The sequence below is a fragment of the Bacillus sp. FSL K6-3431 genome, from assembly GCF_038002605.1.
Taxonomy (GTDB): Bacteria; Bacillota; Bacilli; order Bacillales; family Bacillaceae_C; genus Lederbergia.
Genome location: NZ_JBBOCT010000001.1, coordinates 2,944,204 through 2,966,497 on the forward strand (window position 1 = coordinate 2,944,204; position 22,294 = coordinate 2,966,497).

Annotated in this window: 15 protein-coding genes; 2 read left to right on the forward strand and 13 right to left on the reverse strand. The window is 38.2% G+C overall.

The window, feature by feature from the left end:
• Positions 1-120: 120 nt before the first annotated feature.
• The 4 genes from MHB53_RS14435 to MHB53_RS14450 all read right to left on the reverse strand — a co-directional run bounded on the left by MHB53_RS14435 (position 121) and on the right by MHB53_RS14450 (position 4,818).
• Complete coding sequence (locus tag MHB53_RS14435; protein WP_340919556.1) at positions 121-1,572, reverse strand: sulfatase family protein; 1,452 nt, start codon at positions 1,570-1,572, stop codon at positions 121-123.
• Between the two features lie 38 nt (positions 1,573-1,610).
• Positions 1,611-2,477 carry a carbohydrate ABC transporter permease gene (locus MHB53_RS14440; protein WP_340919558.1) on the reverse strand — a complete coding sequence of 289 codons (867 nt, stop codon included), beginning with the start codon at positions 2,475-2,477 and terminating at the stop codon, positions 1,611-1,613.
• Between the two features lie 51 nt (positions 2,478-2,528).
• Positions 2,529-3,428 carry a carbohydrate ABC transporter permease gene (locus MHB53_RS14445; protein ID WP_340919560.1) on the reverse strand — a complete coding sequence of 300 codons (900 nt, stop codon included), beginning with the start codon at positions 3,426-3,428 and terminating at the stop codon, positions 2,529-2,531.
• 76 nt (positions 3,429-3,504) lie between these two features.
• Positions 3,505-4,818, reverse strand: a complete 1,314-nt coding sequence (locus tag MHB53_RS14450) for an ABC transporter substrate-binding protein (protein ID WP_340919562.1) — start codon at positions 4,816-4,818, stop codon at positions 3,505-3,507.
• A 563-nt stretch (positions 4,819-5,381) separates the two neighbouring features.
• Here MHB53_RS14450 and MHB53_RS14455 point away from each other — a divergent pair.
• Positions 5,382-6,887 (forward strand): sensor histidine kinase, encoded by a 1,506-nt coding sequence (locus tag MHB53_RS14455; protein ID WP_340919564.1) that lies wholly within the window; start codon positions 5,382-5,384, stop codon positions 6,885-6,887.
• Positions 6,888-7,042: 155 nt separating this feature from the next.
• Here the strand turns inward: MHB53_RS14455 and MHB53_RS14460 are convergent, their stop codons facing one another.
• The gene (locus MHB53_RS14460; protein ID WP_340919567.1) at positions 7,043-10,825 is read right to left on the reverse strand and encodes a polysaccharide lyase family 8 super-sandwich domain-containing protein; all 3,783 of its coding nucleotides are present in this window, start codon (positions 10,823-10,825) and stop codon (positions 7,043-7,045) included.
• 502 nt (positions 10,826-11,327) lie between these two features.
• On the opposite strand from MHB53_RS14460, the gene MHB53_RS14465 reads away from it, so the two are divergent.
• The gene (locus MHB53_RS14465; RefSeq protein WP_340919569.1) at positions 11,328-12,011 is read left to right on the forward strand and encodes a response regulator transcription factor; all 684 of its coding nucleotides are present in this window, start codon (positions 11,328-11,330) and stop codon (positions 12,009-12,011) included.
• Positions 12,012-12,093: 82 nt separating this feature from the next.
• Here the strand turns inward: MHB53_RS14465 and MHB53_RS14470 are convergent, their stop codons facing one another.
• The 8 genes from MHB53_RS14470 to MHB53_RS14505 form a co-directional block, all read right to left on the reverse strand.
• Positions 12,094-13,737 (reverse strand): DUF4091 domain-containing protein, encoded by a 1,644-nt coding sequence (locus tag MHB53_RS14470; RefSeq protein ID WP_340919571.1) that lies wholly within the window; start codon positions 13,735-13,737, stop codon positions 12,094-12,096.
• Positions 13,738-13,759: 22 nt separating this feature from the next.
• Positions 13,760-15,271 (reverse strand): sulfatase family protein, encoded by a 1,512-nt coding sequence (locus tag MHB53_RS14475; protein WP_340919575.1) that lies wholly within the window; start codon positions 15,269-15,271, stop codon positions 13,760-13,762.
• A 14-nt stretch (positions 15,272-15,285) separates the two neighbouring features.
• A complete protein-coding gene (locus MHB53_RS14480; protein ID WP_340919577.1) occupies positions 15,286-16,188 on the reverse strand; it encodes an ROK family protein in 903 nt (300 codons plus the stop codon).
• 16 nt (positions 16,189-16,204) lie between these two features.
• A complete protein-coding gene (pfkB, locus tag MHB53_RS14485) occupies positions 16,205-17,146 on the reverse strand; it encodes a 1-phosphofructokinase (protein WP_340919579.1) in 942 nt (313 codons plus the stop codon).
• Between the two features lie 9 nt (positions 17,147-17,155).
• Entirely contained in the window at positions 17,156-18,007 is an 852-nt protein-coding gene (gatY, locus tag MHB53_RS14490; RefSeq protein ID WP_340919581.1) for a tagatose-bisphosphate aldolase subunit GatY, read from the reverse strand.
• A 1-nt stretch (position 18,008) separates the two neighbouring features.
• A complete protein-coding gene (locus MHB53_RS14495) occupies positions 18,009-19,172 on the reverse strand; it encodes an SIS domain-containing protein (protein ID WP_340919584.1) in 1,164 nt (387 codons plus the stop codon).
• A 60-nt stretch (positions 19,173-19,232) separates the two neighbouring features.
• Positions 19,233-19,964: a GntR family transcriptional regulator gene (locus MHB53_RS14500; RefSeq protein ID WP_340919586.1), complete on the reverse strand. Its 732-nt coding sequence runs from the start codon at positions 19,962-19,964 to the stop codon at positions 19,233-19,235.
• 368 nt (positions 19,965-20,332) lie between these two features.
• Entirely contained in the window at positions 20,333-22,270 is a 1,938-nt protein-coding gene (locus MHB53_RS14505; protein ID WP_340919589.1) for a beta-galactosidase, read from the reverse strand.
• Positions 22,271-22,294: the final 24 nt, after the last annotated feature.

The window sequence follows — 22,294 nt, forward strand, 5'->3', positions numbered from 1 at the left end:
TACTAGATTTTTACCGTTCAAATCAGAGGAGGGTGATTCAAGAATCAAGGAATTGGTCTAGTCTAGCAAACAGTAGATATTGAATCTATTCTGTCTACAGATGCCCGAATCTCAACCTGTTCAATATTCAAGAAAACTTTTTCCATTGTATCCGTCATAACTATAATAAAACGGATCTTTTATCTCTAGAAGCCATGAACGTAGTTTTCTATCCAGCTCTTCTGCAATTGGATGGTTTTTAAGCTCATTGTCTTGCTTAGGGTGAAGTTGGAATTTGTCATCTTTTAAATTATAAAGCAATCTTACTTGTTCTTCCCCCGGCACATAACCATTATGAATAACGTACGTATAGTTATGTGTCCGAACCGCTCTCCACCCATACGCTCGGTTATCTAATCCAGCTTCTCGGAAATTTTCAATTGCTTCCTTCCGACCTGGATATCCACAAATGTATGCAGCTTCAGGTCCATCACTTCTTTGATTGGTGATCAAATTTGATACATCAGTACCTTCTACCGAATTGGGAATTTCCAAATCAAGCAGACCAAGTAATGTCGGCATAATATCAACTGTATTTAGCAATACATTCGATTTCGCATATGGAATCTCCCTTGGCCAGCGAATAACAAAAGGCACACCAATAGATTCCTCATACCACACATGCTTCGCCATCAAGCCATGCGATCCCATCATCTCTCCATGATCAGAGGTCAATACAACAATCGTATCCTCTTCCAACTTCTCGTCTCTCAACAATTGCAGGATTCTCTCAAACTGATCATCAATACCCGATATTGCAGCAAAGTAATTAAGCTGATTTCTTTTTAACTCTTCCAAGCCTCCATCCACAGATTCACCAGTATGAACAATATATTTTGAGTCATGTACGTTTTCCCGTAAAGGTAAATCTTTTTCTTTATATAGCTCCCGGTATTTTTCTGGAACTTGTTCGAATGGGCTATGTGGAGGATTCCATGATATAAAAAGACCAAATGGCCTATCACTCTTCCTATCTTTTATAAAATCCAGCGCTCGATCTGTTTCATGCTCTACTGACCATTGATTTACTTTGACCTTCTCTGAGCTATCCTGCCAATAATGCGGGGAAAAATGATCATCCCAAGCCCCGTATGAATACCAATACTGAAATCCATGCCTTTTCGGTCCTGGAGGCGTATATGCGTCCCAGCCCATCGCCCCCGATTCAGGTTCATCCGTCACATTTAATTCCGGTAAATCAAGATGCCATTTCCCAATATAACCCGTTTCATACCCCGCTTTAGAAAGTACATCACTCACACATATTTCTTCTGGGCTTAGCATAAGGTCTGCACCCACTTTGCAATTCGTATACACCCCAGTGTTAATCGGATATTTGCCGGTAAGTAAGGAGCCTCGATGGGGCGAGCACAATGGAGAGACTGTGACTGCATCTGTTAAAACTGTACTTTCGCGGGAAAAAGAATCAATATTTGGCGTATGTACTGGGTCTTCGCCTTCATATCCTACTGCCTGACGGCGCCATTGATCTGCAAAAATATAAATGAGATTTGGTTGCTCTCTATTCCCCATTTTAGCCCCTCTCCTTTGCTTTATTTTTCTTTCGTTCATCATTTTATTCCTGTGTTTGCCACTCCCTCTATAAAGTGATCTTGGGCAAAGAAGTAAACAATGATCGTTGGTACAATAGCTGAAACAGCAGCTGCCATAAGCAGTGCGTATTCTGTGTTGTACTCAGTGATAAAGTGCTGGATTCCTAGCTGTAATGTGTATAAGTGATCTGATGTTAGATAAATCAACGGTCCAAGGAAGTCATTCCATGAGTGCATGAAAGAGAAAATGACCAGCGTGGCAATTGCCGGTTTTGATAACGGCATCATAATTTTCCAATAGATTCCGAACTCACTAAGGCCATCAATTCTCGCCGCTTCTAATAGTTCATCAGGAATGGATAAGAAAAATTGACGGAATAAGAATACACCAAACGGATTAAATGAACCAAGTAAGATCAATGCCCAATGGGTATTAACGAGTCCTATCTCCTTCATCAACATAAATTGCGGAATCATCATCACTTGATAAGGAATCATCATTGTTGCAACATATATGAAAAATAAACGATTGCTTTCTGGGAACTTAATTTTCGCAAAAGCATATCCTGCAAGCGAACTGTTGATAACAATCAAAATAGTTGTCAAGACAGCTATCTTCAACGTATTTAAGTAATAAAGATGGAATGGTACCTTTGTCCACACATCTTTATAGTTGCTCCAATGAAATGTTTCCGGGATCCATTTAATTGGAAATCCAAAAATTTCCGATTCTGCTTTTAACGAAGCTGATAGCATCCAGACAAATGGAAGAACCATCATCAATGAAACTAAAATAATCACCATATATTTAACTATTTTTTTTATCGGTACTTTTCGGACTTTTTGAGTAGATGTGTTACTTGAAGCTTTAGTTGCGATTTCCATTGAAAATGTCAGCTCCTTTCTGTTTTTATGATTATTTCCTGAGAATAACGATCAATCATTACCCCATTTTTTTTGGCCTTTAAATTGAAAAAATGCAAATAATAAAATGAGCATGAACAAGACATAAGCCATTGATGATGCGTACCCGTATTCAAATTGTTTGAAGGCCGTGTTATAAATGTCGTACACAAGCACGTGTGTAGATCTACCTGGTCCTCCGCCTGTCAGAATATAAATAAGATCAAATACTTTAAAGGAATTAATTACACCGATAATCGTTGTAAAAAAGACTATGGGAGAAAGCATCGGCAATGTAACATTGAAAAACTTAGAAACTGCACCTGCTCCATCCAAATCCGCAGCTTCGTAAAGATAGTTAGGAATACCTTGCAAACCTGCCAAAAATAGAATCATATAATAGCCGATAGAATGCCATATATACACGATTGAAACGGAAACTAACGCCCAACTGGGGGATGATAGCCAACCAGGGGGATTATCTATACCAAGTGTCATTAGAAATCCATTGATCGGTCCCATCGAGGGATTAAAAATGAGCTGCCACACAGCTGCAACCGCAATAGTTGCAGTTACATAAGGTAAAAACACTGCAGTTCGAAATACTTTTACAAATCGGATTCCTTTATTTAATGCAATAGCTATTAAAACGGACAATAATAAGGTAATTGGGACAGAAATTACTGTAAAAAGAATACTGTTAATAAATGAAATACGAAAGTTTTCATCAAAAAATAGATTTTTATAGTTTTCCAATCCAATAAACTCTATCTTTCCGAAGCCGTTCCAATCTGTAAAACTCATCACAAAGGAGGCTATAACAGGAATGAGTATAAATATTAAAAAGCCTAAAATGTTTGGCAAAAGGAATGTATAAGCAATCAGACGATTTCGTCTTACCACTTTTGATTTTGGCTTACTAATTTGCTTCATGGTGTTCAGTCCTTTCCATTAAAAAACCGGGCACTGCATATGGGATATACGGATCAACAGTGCCATATTTTACTTTTTACTTATCTTCATACTTGCTCGCCCATTCATTTTTTACACGTTTTGTAATGTTCTCGATTGCTTTATCAACAGATTGCTCGCCGATTATGGCTAGCTCACCTTCTTGTGTGAAAATTTGTCCGACGACAATATTTTTAACACCAAGTAGCATCGGATATTCAGGATATTCTTTCGTTTCTAGGAAGTAGTGAAGGTTTTCCGGTTTTTGCGATCCATCACCGAGGTAAGCTTTTTCAACATCCTCATTCATATATCCTGTCAAATATCCTTCAGAGGCAAATAGCTCGGCACCCTCTTTACCTGTCATGTATTGCATGAACGCAAATGCTTCTTTCGAATGCTTTGTATTTTTATTCATCATAATTGTTACTGGCAGCGCCAATGATGTGTTTTTCGCGACACCTTCAGGATGTGGAATTGGTACAACATCCCAGTCGAAGTCTATTGTTCCCTCTGCTTCCGCTTCGCGAAGTTGGGCAACATGCCAGTCCCCAATCAAGTTCATCGCAATATTCCCTTTTTGGAAAGCCGCATTGTAATGTGCTCCCGTTGTTACTTGTTCAGACCAACCCATGATTGACCCATCCTTTTCAAGGTCTATTCGTATTTGTAGCGCGTCTTTAAAAGGAGTCAAATCTTTATCGATAATGGAAGCACCAGCCTGAACAGCGCTCATATACCATGTCTGTGGCCATTGTTGTAGAAACGCGCCGTACACTTTTCTTTCTCCGCTCCCATTCGTCATTTCTTTCGCCAATTCACGGAATTCTTTCCACGTCATGTCATCACTAGGATAGTCTATACCTTTTTCATCAAATAAATCTTTATTATAATAAAGCATCCAGTTTGATTTTCTGTAAGGAAGACTCAATACTTCATTCTCCGACTTATACGTGTCATACATCGTTCCATATCCTGAAACATCCATTCCGCTTTCTTTAATATAATTGTCCAATGGTGCCAACAATCCCGTGTCAATCATATTATCCATTTGGCCAGTGAATAAATCGTATCCTTCTCCACTTGATAGCTGCATTCGAATTTTTTCATAGTATTGCTGTTGAGGAAAGGATTCAAATGTAATATCAATGTTAGGATTATTTTTCTTAAACTCTTCATATCCCCTTTCAAAGGTTTCTTGATCATCGGGAAAAACTGCCATTTTCAAGCTAATTTTTTCATTAGAATTTTCATTTGTATCTCCCGATCTTCCCTTTTCTGCACTGCCCTTTTTTGAACTGCCACCAGCGCAGCCCGCGAGCAAAACAAAGCAGACAAATAAAATTGCCAATATACTGAATCCCTTTTTCATGGAAATGATCCCCCTTAATTTTTGTGGTAAATTGTTGTATATTAAATGTAAGGGGTTTCAGTCGTAATAATAAGTAGAAAGTTTTATTCCCCCTTTAAGCGCATATTCAAACAGTCGCCGAATTAGAAACAAGAAGCTCGAGCGCGAAGGTTTAAGGATCGATCTTGCACACGATGTGCTTGACCTCTGTGTTGCTCACAGGACGGACTTGCACACGATGTCCTGACCTCTGTGTTGCTCACAGGACGGACTTGCACACGATGTCCTGACCTCTGTGTTGCTCACAGGACGGACTTGCACACGATGTCCTGACCTCTGTGTTGCTCACAGGACGGACTTGCACACGATGTCCTGACCTCTGTGTTGCTCACAGGACGGACTTGCACACGATGTGCTGACCTCTGTGTTGCTCACAGGACGTGAGCGTTCTTAACAGAGGTTCTTTTTAGTACAGTGGTTCCTTTAGTAGAGGTTCCTATCCAGATTCCTTTTACCTCATTGCCAAAGAAGAAAGTCGCCGTATATCATTTGATGATTTTTTGAAAACATTAGGAGTGACCATTATGATTTTCTTGTTTTTTGTATGTATCGTGCTTTTGATTTTTTTCATATATAAAAACTTAAGAAGTTCGTCTGTATTTTATTTAAGTACATTAACGATTGGCTGGATTTTGGCTTATACTTCTTTTACTCTCTACTTGTCGAAGTTCAATTACTATTTTAATATTGTTAATCAGTTTATTGATTTTAGTCCTGGTACGTGGAATAACCTCGTTCTACAAAACTTCCATGCGGATACATTAATTCGCCTCTTTAATTTCGGAATTGTTCTTTTTTATTTTTCCTTCTTAAGTTTCGCTATTTCTTTCGTAAGTACGCTGAAAATGAAAAGAAAGCAAGTCTATTTATATTTAATCTTAGGCGTTATCGGCATTATTCAATTTGTATATTACGATCCAAGTATTCATCTGATGCTTCAGGATTATGCGGTCGATACGGATAAGCTTCAAGAATACCAGTTATACAGCCATACTGGGGATATCATCTTTCAATCTATCAATTTCTTACACCTTATAGGAGGATTCGCTTTATTTTCCCATCATTTCGTTCTTTATTATAAGTTAAGATATATCCGCCATTACACGCTTTATAATGTCATCAGTCTTATTCCGCTAACATTCGTGCACTTGCTTATGTTTAATTGGGCTCCCATTAACTTTGTGAAGACTACGTTTAGCAGAAACTATACAAACTATATGCAGCCGCCAATCAATTTGTTTTTAGTTGAATATCGCTTTTTTCCCTTGATTGCTCTATTTGCAATCGGCATCATGATCTACAATGTATTTAAATATAAGTCGATTGAGGCGCATTATTCGAGCATTAATATTATTACAAAGAAAAAAATCGATACGGCTTCACTAGGAGTAAAAGCATTCACACATGCCATCAAAAACCATCTGCTTGCCATTCGTTCTGAAGCAGAATATTTACAGGAAAAGTTCGCTGATGATGAGGATGCATTATATAGCTTGAAATTGATGATAAACTCCTGTGAAACGTCCTTTCAAAGTATCGATGAAGCAAACCATAAGCTAAAACATATTACATTGAATATGAAGGCAGCTTCTTTGACCGTGCCGATTGAAAAAGCAATTGATCGTTTCCATACCAAATCCATGAACGCCACGATTCATTACAAACAACCGAGTCGAGACATCATGGTCTATATCGATGAAGAACATTTTCATGAGGCTATACATAATATTCTTAAAAATTCAGTGGAAGCTGTTGCACATCGCAAAGGAGATATTTGGATCAGTATTAAAGAGGTGGGTCAATGGGGGACTGTGACAATCGTGGATAACGGTACGGGCATCGCTGCTGAAAATGTGGATGAAATATTCACGCCTTTTTTTTCAACAAAACCAACCATTACTAATTGGGGAATCGGTCTTTCATTTTGTCATAAAGTGATTACGGCCCATGATGGGAAAATTGAAGTTACCAGCGAGAAAGGAAAATCAACTCAATTTGATATTTTATTACCTCTTTTTAAAAGGGTATAAAAAAAGCCCCCTTGGGTAGCTATTCCAAACGTCTTTATGATCTATCGTGCTTTTATTATACAAAAAAGGGGCTGCCCACCTAAATCGCCATTTATCTGACTTATGGAACAGCCCGCCTCGAATTCGTTATTACAATCCACCATTCTTCTTTAAGATTACTTCATTTTCAAACTGCCTTGGAAAGCTTGATCGTTAATTTCTATTGCTGGTTCCCTATCTTCTGCTTCACCTGTCCATACACGGACTGAAAGCTGCGACGATGATTTTGATATGATGTTCATTATCAACTGTACCGTATATATATTATTGTTTTTATCGAAAGCTTTTGCTTTTATTTCAGCATGATTTTTATCGAATCTGAGCAATTCGGCTTCCTTCAAATCTAAATGCAGCCCTTGAGGAGTAATATGAATACTGGCATTCCCAACTACTTTATTGTCTGCTCCAGTTGTCCATTTACTTTTAATATGCAATTTCTTTCCAGGCTCGATTTTTTTTGGAAGCACGACATGACCGTTTGCTTGGATTGTAATACCTGGCTTTATTGGTTCGGGACTGTCGCTAGTCATTTGAAGCTTAGCTGTGAACGATTCACCCTGGGCTTGATTCACATTTACTTCTAGTTTTATTAACTTATTGACTTGTTCTATTTTAATATTTTCATCTACTTCCAATACTTGGACCATTTGTCCATCAATATCGATGTCAATTACCCCTTTATTCTTCATCGTTGGGTCAGAAACAGCAATCTCAACAACTCCATCTTTCTCTTGGATTGTAACGGATGCTTTTTGATACACTGTGAGTGGTCCGACCGTTTGCTTTTCATCATTCCAGAAGTTTGCACCTGTAATATTTCCCTTGACGTCCTGTACAGCTTGAACAGCTGAATCGTTTCTTAAAATTTGAACATCAGGTTGTTTGACGTACTTCTCGATTTGCTTTTGGCTTTGTCCTGGAAGAAGAACATACGAATATGTGTCATTATCAGGATTGATGCCATGATCAAACCACATGGTTGCGTAGGATCTCTTTATGGAGTCAGCTGGTTCACCATAATTAATATCTTTCCAAGCGCCAGTACGTTCTTCTTTTTTAACTGTTAGTGCTTTTCCCTTTGGGAAATAATAGCCGATATCCGCGCCTTCAACATTCCCTTCAAGAAAAGCCCACTCGGCATCAATTATTTGCTCCTCGCCGCTTAAATCAGGTGCTTCACCATTAATAACAAGTTTATTAGAACCATCATCCCGAATCTTTCGATTTTCCACGATCGTTTCTATATTCCGTTCTTCGTCGCTATTAATGCCTGAGCCAAGCGCAACAATTTCATCATCGAACATAAACCAAGATTTTTTCGCAGTGAGTGAACTATTCCACCCTTTATAAGACATGCCGGTTGTTCCAAAGCGAGCGTTTAATGTTGAACCACCGACCCATGTTTCAGATGAAGTGTGTTCCCCACTTCCGTCCGCTCTTTTCATCGTATCGACTGTTGTTCCCGGCATCCGGTAAGGATCCACTGTCGGCCAAAACTCATTGCTGTATTGGCCTAAATCTGCATTGTATAAATACGTCATGCCGTCACCTGTATACCAGCCCTTACGATTTTCGTTGTTCATATCTTCATAGTTTTGAATGCGGTCTGAATACATACTGATTCCAAAAGCATAGCCTGGTTTTCTGTGGACTACACGGTCCATTGCTGCAAATGTCTTATGAAAGTCGAGATCTCCCCTTGCTGTTACTTGTTGGTTATCCAACAGCTGCTTTGCCAAGGTCATATCCCGGAAATTCCCTTCATTCTCAATATAATTTGAAAATGTATCTTCTTGCAGCCAGTATTTTGCCATTCGCTCGTATTTTTCAGCAAATGGTTCTGGTGCAAATTGTGCCATTCGTATTACACTTTTAATGATTGTATGACCTGCAATATGGTCCTGAAGGAAGCTCCTGGATATCGCTCTGCCTCTCACCATATCCATTAAAGCGCCTTTATACATAAAGAGCTCATAGGCATTTTCTATCCACTTATACACATTATTTACTTTAGGATCAGTAACGTCCCAAGTAGAATCGCTTAATAGATCTAGTAGTACAGTCAAGCCTTCGATTAAGACAATCCCGTATGACCCGTTATAGGCTATATTTTCATGTTGCACAAAGGAGCCATCTTTATAAAAACCGTCCCCTTCCGTGACATTTTCAAAGGTCTGACTAAGTGCATCACGTGCTGAAGCAATTTTATCTGCATCCTTCACTATGACCCCACGGACTCCTACTACTTTACTAACATCAATACGGTTCGCCCCAACGGCTTCGCGGTAATTTCCAGGAGTAGTTGCTCCAGATTTCGTCGGATCAGGCTGAAAATGATCCACAACTTTTAAATATCGATGTACGGTGTCTTTATCCATATAATCATATAAAAGAACCATGATATTATTTAATTCATTAGGTACACCAATTTCCCAATGCCACCAATTGCTGTACTGAACGATATTTTCGTTATATTGGTTTTGATATAACCACTCAAGTGCCGATAGAATATCCTGCAATAATGCCGGATTACGATAAAGTGATGAATGTTCATTAGCAAAAGCATGAGCCATTGCAGTTAGATTACGGTAATTGGCTCTTATGTCCGCGGAATCATCTTTACTGGAAAAATCAGTCCACAGATATGAACGGTTTTCATTTTTGACCATACTTTTCCACGTTTTCTCTGCTGTTTTTGTTTTGTTTTCAATGACCTCAACCATACGTTCATTCGTTGCATCAAAGTAGTCAAGACTTGTGATCTGACTTTCCCATTTTTTACGAAGTTGGTCATATTCGTCCTGCTCAGTATCTATCACAGTAATCTGGCTCTCACTTTTGATCCTTCCATCTTCTGTCTCGACCGTAATAGTAGCGGTTCCTGCAAAATGTGCTTCTACAATACCTTTTTGTACAGATGCTACTTCTTTATTTGAAGAACCCCAGATCAACTTTTCTGTATTCGCATTTTGGGGAGTAGTACTTGCATTTAGTAAACGGACTTGACCTGATTCCAATTTGAGTTCTTTAGGATGTAATTCAATCTCCTCAATAGCAGGGGCTTCTATCCCATCCTTCCCGACAACTTTTACAAGACTGCTAGCAGATAATCCATTATCTGTGGAAGCAGTAATTACAGCCTCACCTGCTCCAAGTCCAGTCACAGTGCCGTTTTCAACTGTGGCAACTGTTTCATCTGTAGATGACCAAGAAATGGCTGAACTAGTATCAACAGGATCCACCTGTACATTCAATAATGCTGTTTCTCCCTCTTTAAGGATCATTTCACTCTGTTCAATCCCGATCGATTGTGCGGGATTGATTAATTCTAATGAAACATCATCAAACATAGCTGTACCAGTTCCCGTTTCAAAAAAGAGCTGTACCCGAATGCTATCTGCATTAACTGGGATTTTCAATTCCATTTTGATCTGCGACCAATCATGAGTGCCTGTCAGTCGATTGGAATATAGCAAGTCAAGCTGCTGATTACCTTCATACAAAACAACTCTCATTCTTACACCTTGACTGCTAACAATATCCTCTGTTTTTACCCAAGTGCTAAGCGTATATGACTTCCCGCCTTCGACAGACACATCCTGTGAAACGGCTGCTCTACCATTATCAATAGCGGAAAATTTCAATCCGTAATCGCCTGTGTAGCTTGCATCATTTGATATCGACACAATAGGGCTTCCCATTGGTTTCCACACACTCCACTTTGAAACTCCTAATTGATCCCAACCTGTGTTTGCGATTTCAGTCTCTTCAAAGCTAGTGTTGAGTAATGGCTTTGATTCACTTGCACGCACACCATGCACATTTACTACCATTACCAGTAGTAAGGAAAGGCTACTAATAATAGATAAGCCCTTTTTCATCAACTGCTTCCTATTCATTGGTTTCTCTCCCCTATCCCTAAAGTTTTAGGGTTAATTATCATTTTCCTGCCTTTTTAAGCAACTTGGAATCATTCGATACAAAGTTCATCCACTATATATATCAGAATATACAGATAATTAAACTCACCATCTTTCTTTTCAAAAAGTAACATTAGTGTATAATAATTGTAAGGGGTTTCATCAATAAGGCTAAGTGGAAAATATTATCCCCCCATAAATAGACTTTATATATTCTTCTATTATAAATCCAATCTCTTATACTATATGTTTCATTATGTTTCAGCCACAGTGCAACTGAAAGAAGCAAAGGAAACGTCTCCAAAATTGTTTTTAAACAAGGTTAAAGGCGTGCGCATTCACAGTAGTAGCTTTTCAAAAACTACACGCAGACTTTCATTTTACATATGTATCTTTATGGATTAAAAGGTCATCAAATACTTTCATTAACAAAAGGGGGTGTAAACTGTACCACCCTGATATATGTGTTGGAGGGAATCTATTGGAAACTATTAGTATATTAATTGCAGATGATATGGAAGCCCACCGCAGGCGGCTTGAGAGGATTATAGGCAGTCAAGCAAAGCTAACGCTAACCGCTTCTGCCAAAAGTGGATATGAAGCAATTGCGTTTGCCGCAATCAAAAAACCTGACATTGTTTTAATGGATATCGAAATGGAAAGCCAAATGGCAGGGATTAAAGCAGCGGCAGAAATTCATAAAATCTTTCCGGATACCAAAATCATTATGTTAACTGTACATCATGATAATAATATCGTATTTGCAGCTTTTCAGTCAGGCATCATTGATTACTTAATAAAATCCGCTCCAAAAGAAGAAATTCTAGAAGCAATATATTCCGCTGCTAATAACCAATCCCCTATTCGCCCAATTATTGCAGGGAAAATTAGAGAAGAATTCGCTCGTATCAAAAAATCAGAAGATCATTTAACGGAATTTTTCAAAATCATTGCTACACTTACCCCATCAGAGCTAGAAGTATTAAAACTGCTTTGCAGTGGCTTAAAAAGAAGAGAAATTGCAAAAGAGCGTGCTGTAGAAATAGATACCGTAAAAAAACAGGTTACTAGTTTACTGAGGAAATTTGATAGGATAAGTACAAAAGAAATTGTGGAAGAAGTAAATGAGCTAAAACTATTCGATATGATTAAAGATATTTCATAACGAAATAAAACGAAGGAGCAGCAAAAAGCGCCCCTTCGTTATGTATTCTTAGCCTCCAAATCGTTTCTTTCTCAAGCTCAATTTAGGATAGAGCTTCTTCAATTGCTGTATTTATTTCTTCTCTTATGTTAAAAATATATGCACCTTCTTTAGGATACTCTGTAAATGTAATCTTTTCATTTTTTTCAATGATGTCCATTACATATTGTTTTCCTTTCAGTTCTTCCAGCCACTGAAACGCCCGTAGATCTTGCAATGCCTGATAAAAGACTCTTAAGCGGATAGATGGAATTGCTTCTCCATTTTCCCCTGGATAGACGAGGAACGGGTCACCAGATGGAAAACCTTTTTTAGCGTCAGTAACTAAGTAAGGATCAATCGGTTCAATGGAATATTGACTATTGTAAAAGTTATAACCCCAATGTAGGAACCCTTCTATGTCATATTTAAATAGTTGAGTAGCAATAATTCGGTTTCTGTAAGAAGGCATTGCCATGAATCGATTACTCACATCTTTGTTTTGTGAACAACAATAATAAGTCCATAAATTTGGTACATTATGATCGATGAATGGTTGAATATGGTCCGATGCTACTATTGGTTTCGTCACAATCCCCTTTTCGTAAAAGGAATAATTGCTTAAGGCATCAATAATAGTAAAGCCCTTAAGATAAGGCTCTGCCATTTCCTTGGCTTTTGAATATGTTTCAGTGTAATCTTCGTATGGTTCGTCAGAAATATGAAAATAAACATTTTCTTGCTCCCAATTTTCTTTTAGAAATGTAGTTAGAGATGGAAGAAAGGCATGTAAAAATACTCGATAGTCTTCACTATCTGCATGGACATCCCACCCGAATTTCCGTATTAGCTTTCCATCTTCCATAATCATAATTTTCGGGGTGAATTCTGCTCCCCACTGGGTGAATAGATGGGCAATTTCAATATACTTTATATTAGAACGCTTACAAATATCCAACCATTTTTTCAGTAGCGTAAAGTCAAAAATATATTCGTTATTTTCCAAAGATATTTGAACAAGTTGAACCGTTGTTCTCTCTCCACCAACTTTAGTATCTAATGGCGGTGTGAACACAGGGGTAAGAAGCATATTCATTCCATTTTCGCTAGCTATTCTAATAAAGTTCTCGATTATTCGCCAATGCTCTTCCGAAAACACTTCTACATGATAATAATCTGCCAAGCAATCTGCATGAAACCATTCTGTATGGATCAGTTTTTGCTCGGGAAGCTGATGTGGGATCACATGGATATTCAACGTTTCTTTAAAGAGAATTTGATCTTCCTCATTAATTACCTGAACCATGATCGGCTTCTCACCATTAGCAACATGGTCTGGCTGGATATCAATCCAAATTGCATTCCAACCATTTATCTCCAGTTCGATTGCCCCTTCGGAAACCGGCTCTAGTAGATCAGGAAATAATCCAGGAGTGATAGAAAGATAATTTTCATCATGCCGATCCTCGTATGCAGGTAAATCAGATGGGACACTTTTTACTTTGCTCAATGATTTTTTTACCGAATCGTCTGTTCTCACTTGAATCTTTACTTTTTGCTTCGCTTCATCGTTGCAACGATAAGCGAGTTGAAAAGAAAATTGTTCGTTTTGAAAAAGTGTTGCATGCTTTAGTGATAATTTTGCTGGTTCGTTTGTTGAAAATACCTTTTCTAACGAGTCTACTAGGTGAAATTCAATATTCTTCATCATTTCCCTCCATCTTTTCAAACTATGCATGCGCGACTCGCGGCATTGGCATTACTTCTTTGCCAAGCTCTGCCGACACATATTTCAACATTAGTTCCAGTTTTAAAGATTGATAATCTGGATTATGCCATAGATTGTTATATTCTTCTGGATCCGTTTGCAAATCAAATAAATCACCATATGTCTGATTATAATAAACCGTCAATTTATATCGATCATTCACATATGTCTTTTGGTGAATCGTCGTCGGTTCATGTCTAAATTCACATATGACATGATCCCTCACATACTCCTCTTCTCCACTCCACACTTGTGTTTGATCCATTCCGGTCATTTGAGTAGGAATGGAAATCCCAGCCATATTTAAAAATGTCGGCGCAAGATCAACAAGGCTTTGCATAGCTTTTGATACTCTTCCTGCTGGTACTTGCTCAGGGTAGCGGACGATAAAAGGAACCTTGATCAAATCCTCATAATGAAAACCGCCTTTATATTGAAGCCCATGTTGGCCAAAAAAATGCCCATGATCACTTGTAAATACGATAATTGTATTGTCAGCAATTCCAAGTTCATCAAGCTTATCGAGAATTTCTCCAATATATTTATCCATTAAGCTAATCATTCCATAATAAGTGGCCGTCAATTTTTTATGATCCTCTTCGCCTACATCTTTATGTGTGTGGTATCCATGAATGCCAAATCCAGTTTCTTGATAGGAAGAAAAATCCGGATTCTTTTCTTGTGTCATTTGAAAATGGGGCGGGTTTTGATCGTGCTCCCCTTCTTCCCCCCTTGGAATCGTTAACCGTTCAGGGTCATACATCGTATCCCACGGTTCTGGCACAAGATAAGGTGGATGAGGGTCAAAAAAGCTTGACCATAAAAAGAAGTTTTCATCATTTTGAACATACTGTTCTAGTAAAGAATTCGTCCGTTCTGCAATCCATGTATTATAATGATACTTTTCAGGGATGGCCCATTTATACTTTTCCTTGGGATCCATATTCCCTGTAGGTGCTAGAAAATAATCTCGCCAATTAGAACAACCCTTTTCTTCCATCCACAACGCATAATGTTGCCCTACTAAATGTTCATTCGTATGATTTCTTGCAAGTTCCACTTTTTCAAATCCATAAAAGGAATCATCAAACTTCTTCCAATACTCTAGATTACTTAACAATGGATACGATTCGATAGATGGATATTCTTCGGAATCCTTTGCTTGTTGAAAATGGGCCTTGCCGATCAATGCGGTTCGGTAATCATGTTCTTGGAATACTTCTCCAACTGTTAAGCGATCCTCTAATAACTTTGTTCCAAGTGTCCATGCACCATGCTGGCTTGGATAAGTACCTGTGATAATCGATGCTCTTGTTGGCGTACAGGTAGGATTAGGGCAATAAGCTCGATCAAACATCGTTCCTTCTTGGACCAATCGATCTAAATTCGGCGTTTTGATCTCTGGATTAAAAGCTCCGATCGTATGAAAATGCTGCTGGTCGCTCGTAATTAATAAAACATTGGGTTTCTTCATCAATAGCCACCTCTTTATTTTATCAGCTGATTGGCTGCAGCATATGCTCCGCATAAGGCAGCATCATTATGTAGTTGCGCCAACACGAGCTGCGTCGACTGCTTGTAAACATCCATCACTTTTTCATCGTATTTTTCCTGCATATCCTTTAAAAATATCTCACCTTGTTCGGTAATTCCACCGCCAATAATAATGATTTCAGGATTATATAAATGGGCAATATTGACGAGACCCGTCGCTAAATAGTCTAGGAAAATATGATATGCCTCAAGGGCCATTAGATCGTTTTTATGAACTAGATCCATAATCTCTTTCCCTCTTAATTCATGTCCGGAAAGGCTTTTATAAAATCGCACGAGAGCGGAGGTGGATGCGTATCTTTCTAAACAGCCTGCTCCACCACATGGACAGCTTTCACCGTTATGAACAATCGACATATGCCCCAGTTCCCCAGCTAAATTACCCGATCCCCTCATTAGCTTTCCATTAATAACCGATGCACCGCCTATCCCTGTACCAAGTGTGAGAAGCACAACCTCCTGCTTCCCGCGGGCTGCACCAAGCCACATTTCTCCAAGGCAGGCACTTCTGACGTCATTTTCAACGGCCACAGGCAGACCGGTCTTTGCTTCGAGAATATCAGCAATTCGCAGTCCTGAATAGCCTTTAATATTTGATGAAAAAAGCACTTTTCCTGCAGCATTGTCAACTAAACCACAAGAGGAAATACCAATGTTTTTGATTGAATAATGTTGCTTGAAAAATTGGAGTTTTTCATCAATCATTTCTGGAATACTCACTGCTGCATTTTCGAGAGGCGTTTCGATTTTCCCAGTTAAAAAAATATCCCCTTCTTCTGTAACTACACCGTATTTAATGAAGGTTCCACCGATATCAAAACAAGCACTATAGTTCATGTAAGTCACCCTCTACTTATTTCTTTTCTTGGAGCGCGCAAATTTTTATTTTTGGTAATAATTGCTTAACATTCTTTACTTGGACCGTTCCTGTCGTAGCTTCCATGGCATTCGCCATTCCACATGCACAGGCCCACCGTAAGCATTCATCTAAATCGTATTGCTGTTGCAGTGCATATGCCATTCCAGCAACCATACTATCCCCAGACCCAACTGGATTTACCGCTGTAATAGCAGGAATTTTCGCTTCCAATATAACTTCTTTACCAACTAGAACAGCACCACCTGCTCCCAAAGAAATGAGGACGTATTGGACTCCTTTAGAACAAATTGTTTTGGCAGCCTCCATCATTGATTCGAAAGATAGCTCCGATTCTCCCATATAATGACATAGCTCGGATTGATTCGGCTTAATCAAGAAAGGTTTCCCTTCGATCCCAAAGTCAAGAGATTTCCCACTTGTGTCCAGCAGAAATGGAATATTTTCTGCTCTAGCTAATTCTCCGATTTCGCGATAAAAATAAGAAGGTACTCCCATAGGTAAACTTCCAGAGGCAACAATTATCTTTGCCTCCCTTAAAATATGCGTCATTGTTGATCGGAATTTCTCTATTTCCTCTTCTGTCACAACAGGTCCTTTTTCCATTAATTCAGTCTGAGTGCCCTTCTCTTCATCGATCACCGCAAGACATGTCCTTGTTTCTTCTTTAATGCTTACAAATGAATGTTGAAGCCCTTGCTGATTTAACTGAGCTTGAACCCAGGCGCCACTTTCTCCACCTAAAAATCCAGTACAAAGTGGTTCACTACTAAGCGATTTCAAAACCCTTGATACGTTTAGTCCTTTCCCACCAGCAGTTTTATTACCATTTTCAACTCGATGGCCTTGGTCAATTTTAAAATCCGATACGCGATAGGAAACATCAATTGCTGGATTTAATGTTACTGTTACGATCATTTATAAGACCTACACTCTCTGTGCACTTTTGCACATCGCAATTTTATCTGCAACAACAAGCTTCAGTTCTCCAATAGCCTCTTTAAAATACTTTCTTGGATCATTTTCATCCGGATAATCGATAAAATGGTCCTTTAATCCTCCGACAAATGCATTTTTTAATTCGGTAGCAATATTCACTTTGCAAATCCCCATGTCTATTGTTTCTTGTACCAATGCATCTGGAAGTCCAGAACCTCCGTGAAGGACTAGCGGGATGTCAACGACCGCTCGGATCTCTTTTAATCTTTCCAAATCCAACTTTGGCTCACCTTTATATAAACCATGTGCAGTACCAATTGCTACTGCCAAAGAGTGGATTCCTGTTCGTTCAACAAATTCACTTGCTTGATCAGGATTCGTATAAATGGCATCTTTCTCATCCACGCTCATGTCATCCTCTATTCCACTCAAACGTCCCAATTCTGCCTCAACAAATACGCCATGTTTAGATGCGTAGTCAACAACTTCCTTCACAATTCTTATATTTTCTTCGAATGGGTGATGACTGGCATCGATCATGACAGATCCCACACCTGCGTCTATTAATCTTTTAATATCTTCGATGTTTTCGTGATGGTCTAAATGGACTTCAAAAGGAATATCAAATCTTTTTCGGGCTGCTTCCATAATGCCGATCAAAAATTCCTCGCCCATGTATTTAATCGTTCCTGGTGTTGCAGCAAGAAGTACCGGAGATCGCAGTTCTTCTGCCGTTTCAAGGACTGCCTTTGCTGTTTCCAAGTTATGAACATTAAAAGCTGGGACAGCATAATTTCCTATTTGTGCTGTTTGTAAAAGATTAGTTGTAGTAACCGTCATATTACTTTTCCTCCCCATATGGGTAAATTTGTACACCTTGAACGACACGATTTATTATTCCATCTGGAGATGGGTTATCTGGAGATATACCGCTATGCAATGATTTTTCAAAAGCAAATGATTGAGCAAAGATAACATAAGGGAATGCTAGGTACATATCATTTAAGTTTTCACTAGAAGAGATCTCGATGTGTGTATCACTATATTCCGCAACTTCTGGGTCAACATTTTCAGAAATTGCTACAAGTGGTCCCCTGTTCTTTTCAACAAACAACTCTTTCAACATATCAAGGTCATATTTTCGTGTATACGTATCATTCGACAAGAAAACAACAACCATTGTTTCCTGATCTAAAATTGATTTTGGTCCATGGCGGAAGCCTAATGGCGTGTCATACATCGTTGGGAATTTGCCACCTGTCAGTTCTAGGAACTTTAGAGAAGATTCACGAGCCAATCCCTCGAAAACGCCTGAACCCAAATAGACTAATTTTGAAATCTTCTCCTGAACAAGTCGGGGAATGATTTCCTTGCTTCTTTTCAACATTTCGTCCCCAGCATGCGCAATTTTCCCGACTACTTGTTCGAATGTAGCTTTGTTTTCGGCAAATAAATAAAGCGCTGACAACATCATTGTTGAATAACTACTCGTCATCGCTAAGCCTTTATCATTTGCTTCATCTGGTAATAATAGGACAAGTTGCTCCTCTGGCTCTCTTTCTCTTTTCGCTAAAGCGCCGCCACTGTTACAAGTAATGGTAATTTCATAAAAGTCTTTCACTAACTTTTCGGCTAGCTCAACTGCTGCGATACTTTCAGGACTGTTACCTGAGCGGGCAAAAGAAACAATGACAGTTGGAACGTCTGCATCTAAATAAGAATACGGAGCAGCTGTAAGATTAGTCGTAGAAATACACTCCGCTTCCCACCCTCTATTTCTAATTTCACAACGGACATAAGGATAAATCGTTTCTCCGATAAATGCACTTGTTCCTGCACCAGTAAAAATAACCCTTACTCTCGCATGTTTGTTTTCAATATTTTTTAAAAACGTGTCCATTGCCAATTTTTCTGCTGAAAATTGTTTAATTGCCTTCATCCATAAAGCAGGCTGTTGTTCAATTTCCCTAATTGTATGTGACTTTTCCATTTGATAATTCGCCATTTTCAATCATTCCTTTTCATGTTATGTCATCACTACCAGTTTATTAGCACGAAATGCTGATCATTCTTTCGTGCCGTTCAATTCTACTGAATACGTAAATTTATCGCCTCTTGCAATTGTGACAGTATACTCAATTACTGAATCATGCTCATACGTAATTCTTTCAATGAAAAGACTTGGTTCCCCTTTTTGAATATTCAGCTGATTCGCTTCACTTTCAGTTGTAGGAACTGCTTTAAATCTTTCATTCGCCTTCGTGATCATTACATGATACTTATCACGAAATAAGTTATACATAGGTATCTTCTCTAAATCTTCTTCCTTTAAATTAGGAAATCTACTAATCGGAGCGTAAGATGTCTCGTACATCATCGGTTCATCATCTGCATAGCGTAGCCTAGTGATTTTATAGAGTAAATCAGTCTCTGTAAGACCCATTTTTTTAGCTGTACTACTACCTGCATTGATTACTTCAAAGGCAAGCACTTTTGATGACGGTATTTTATTAATTTTACTCATTTCTTCTGTAAAACTATAAAACTTAACAAGGCTTTGCTCTATTACTTTTGGGGAAACAAAAGTACCTTTTCCATGCTGCTTGTAAATAAGTCTTTCTTTTTCAAGCTCCTGCATCGTTTGTCTAACAGTCGTACGGCTTACATTATACACTTCACATAATTCTCGCTCTGATGGTAGCTTGTCGTGCTCCTTTAATTCTCCAGATTCAATCTTTTCCAGAATAATGTCCATCAATTGATAATAAAGGGGCAAGCGGCTGTCTTTCTCAATCATGTTTATCTCCTTTAACACATTTCTTACTCCTAATTGTACAAAACTATTCCTAAAAACACATCTTTAATTTGCTTATAATTTTACCCCTCTTGTATCACTGTTACGTTGTCATTACCAGTTAGGTTAATTGTATCACTTGGTTAAATGATTTAAAAGGATTTATTATCTTATTCAAAACGTTTGAATTCATAAATCACCTTTTTAAAGTACTTTACAATGAATAAAGCATCATTGATTTATGAATTTCTGCTACCATGCTTAGTTACATTTATAACTTAAAACAAGTTCAGTATTATTATACTTTCACGCCATAAAAGACAGGTTGCCAAACCTGTCTTTTGCAAGCAATCCTCAGGTGGAGTGTCTAACTAAAAGCCAATCCGTGGAATCTCCTCAGCATGATCTGAATATGGCTTTTCAATTCCTGCAGCTACATCATATATTCTCTCATGTGCTTCGGTAATACCCTCCACAAAGTCTTTATAAGGTCTATGACAAATATCTACTACACCTATTTGGAAGTTCTCCCCATCAAAACGCCCTAATACAGCTTGATCATTTAAAGTGAAATAATGTGTACCAATGAGATCTGGCATTGCTGCTGCATTCTCAATATAGTACCGATAGGCTTTTGCTCTTTCAGCTTGAGTAGTTACTCCCTTTAATCCTGTTGATGGCAACCCTACATCTATTGCACCAAAGTGGAATTCTCCGATTAAAACGGGGAGTCCGGATTTTTTGCTGACATTCATAATATCCGCTTGATTCGGGGCCATCGAATAGTTATTTAATGTGAAGACATCAAAAAGTTTACTACCTTCAAAAATATTATCCGTTGAAATCCAGGCATATCTCATTCCAAGATTTAAATGGTGCTGATCTATCTCTTTTACAGCATCGCAAACTACTTTTGTATACTGATATACCAATTCTTTTGTAAAATTCTCTAAATCTAGTTTAGCTTGCTTTGAAAATGTGGATGGCTTTTTCATCGGGATGAGCAAATCCTCAAATTGATGTAGATTCATATTCCATGACTTATTAAATTGTTGAATATCATCCTTATACTTTTCTTTCATTTTGTTCATAAAAATATACTTTGATTCCAGGATCTCTTCTTTCTCCATTAATTCTTCAGCAAGATTTACATCTCCAGCGAAAGCCCAAAGGGGTTCGTTCGTTAAAAAATAGCCAATCATATATGGATCTTCCCTAAATTCCTCAAGTTGTTTAGCAAATTTCTTTGCTCCTGCGATGTATTCTTGGCTAAAAGCATCAGGAAAGTCTCTGAAAATAGTTTTTTTAGTACTTGGAAATCCACTTAATGGCAAGACATACGGAATATTTGCTTTTTTGATAAAATCCAATGAAGACCAGTTGCCAATTGTGTTAAATCTCCATTGCTTCATTCTATCCCTTGTCATTTCTATCCATGATTCTATATAGTCTTCTCCAAAAGCCCTGATTAAATTAGCTAAAGAAAAGTCTCCGTAATGTGAACCTTTTTCGTCCATATAATACATATCTTGAAATTCTTTTGTCTTGTCTGGAAGCCATTCATAAAACTTTTCTATTCCATCAAGTAGAGCTTGTACTTCAGGTCTAACGCAATCTAGTCCAGTACTCCAAAATGCATATCCTTCAGGATCAACTAACCACCATCGCTTCCCATCATGTTCAGTCCGAAAAAATCCAGTACCTTCAAACTGTTTATTTCTCCACCCACCGTATTTGCTCCAGTCTGTAGGAAACTCATTTTTTTGATTCAACTGTGATTGCAAATAAGTTAATAATTCTTCTTCTCCTTTTGTTTTCCCTTGCCAATCTTTTGTTTTGTTCTGACCATATGCGTCTACTAGTATCTGTTCAGGTAATAAATAATTCGGTTCTTCTGAATCAAGATACATTTCTTTTATCATGAAAGATTGGGATTGATGGCTACTACACGTTCCTATGGATATACGTGTAATCTCACTCTTATTTATTTTTGTTCCAGAAATAAGCGTTTTTAATTTTCCTGGTGTTCTAGACAAAAATACATTTTGTGCATCCAATGCAGATAAAGGAAATGCCACAATCACTTCCATCTGTGGAATTGTCCCAATATGTACTTGCAAACACTCGCCTTGAGCATTGTAAAATTTAATAATTAAAGGTACCAACCATTCGTTTTGTGTATCTATACTGCATACGAGAAATGCAGCATCGTGCCAATTTAATTCCTCAATTTTTGATAAAAAGACTTCTCCTCCGGCTTTTGAAAACTCGAACCTACTTTGCTCTAAACTTATGATTTGCTTCTTCATAATATCTCCCTATATAACATTCAT

What these genes read in the sequence shown, in the direction of transcription:
- MHB53_RS14435 (WP_340919556.1), bottom strand. Translation starts at nt 1,572, where the DNA reads ATGGGGAATAGAGAGCAACCAAATCTCATTTATATTTTTGCAGATCAA.
- MHB53_RS14440 (WP_340919558.1), bottom strand. Translation starts at nt 2,477, where the DNA reads ATGGAAATCGCAACTAAAGCTTCAAGTAACACATCTACTCAAAAAGTC.
- MHB53_RS14445 (WP_340919560.1), bottom strand. Translation starts at nt 3,428, where the DNA reads ATGAAGCAAATTAGTAAGCCAAAATCAAAAGTGGTAAGACGAAATCGT.
- MHB53_RS14450 (WP_340919562.1), bottom strand. Translation starts at nt 4,818, where the DNA reads ATGAAAAAGGGATTCAGTATATTGGCAATTTTATTTGTCTGCTTTGTT.
- MHB53_RS14455 (WP_340919564.1), top strand. Translation starts at nt 5,382, where the DNA reads ATGATTTTCTTGTTTTTTGTATGTATCGTGCTTTTGATTTTTTTCATA.
- MHB53_RS14460 (WP_340919567.1), bottom strand. Translation starts at nt 10,825, where the DNA reads ATGAATAGGAAGCAGTTGATGAAAAAGGGCTTATCTATTATTAGTAGC.
- MHB53_RS14470 (WP_340919571.1), bottom strand. Translation starts at nt 13,737, where the DNA reads ATGAAGAATATTGAATTTCACCTAGTAGACTCGTTAGAAAAGGTATTT.
- MHB53_RS14475 (WP_340919575.1), bottom strand. Translation starts at nt 15,271, where the DNA reads ATGAAGAAACCCAATGTTTTATTAATTACGAGCGACCAGCAGCATTTT.
- MHB53_RS14480 (WP_340919577.1), bottom strand. Translation starts at nt 16,188, where the DNA reads ATGAACTATAGTGCTTGTTTTGATATCGGTGGAACCTTCATTAAATAC.
- pfkB (WP_340919579.1), bottom strand. Translation starts at nt 17,146, where the DNA reads ATGATCGTAACAGTAACATTAAATCCAGCAATTGATGTTTCCTATCGC.
- gatY (WP_340919581.1), bottom strand. Translation starts at nt 18,007, where the DNA reads ATGACGGTTACTACAACTAATCTTTTACAAACAGCACAAATAGGAAAT.
- MHB53_RS14495 (WP_340919584.1), bottom strand. Translation starts at nt 19,172, where the DNA reads ATGGCGAATTATCAAATGGAAAAGTCACATACAATTAGGGAAATTGAA.
- MHB53_RS14500 (WP_340919586.1), bottom strand. Translation starts at nt 19,964, where the DNA reads ATGATTGAGAAAGACAGCCGCTTGCCCCTTTATTATCAATTGATGGAC.
- MHB53_RS14505 (WP_340919589.1), bottom strand. Translation starts at nt 22,270, where the DNA reads ATGAAGAAGCAAATCATAAGTTTAGAGCAAAGTAGGTTCGAGTTTTCA.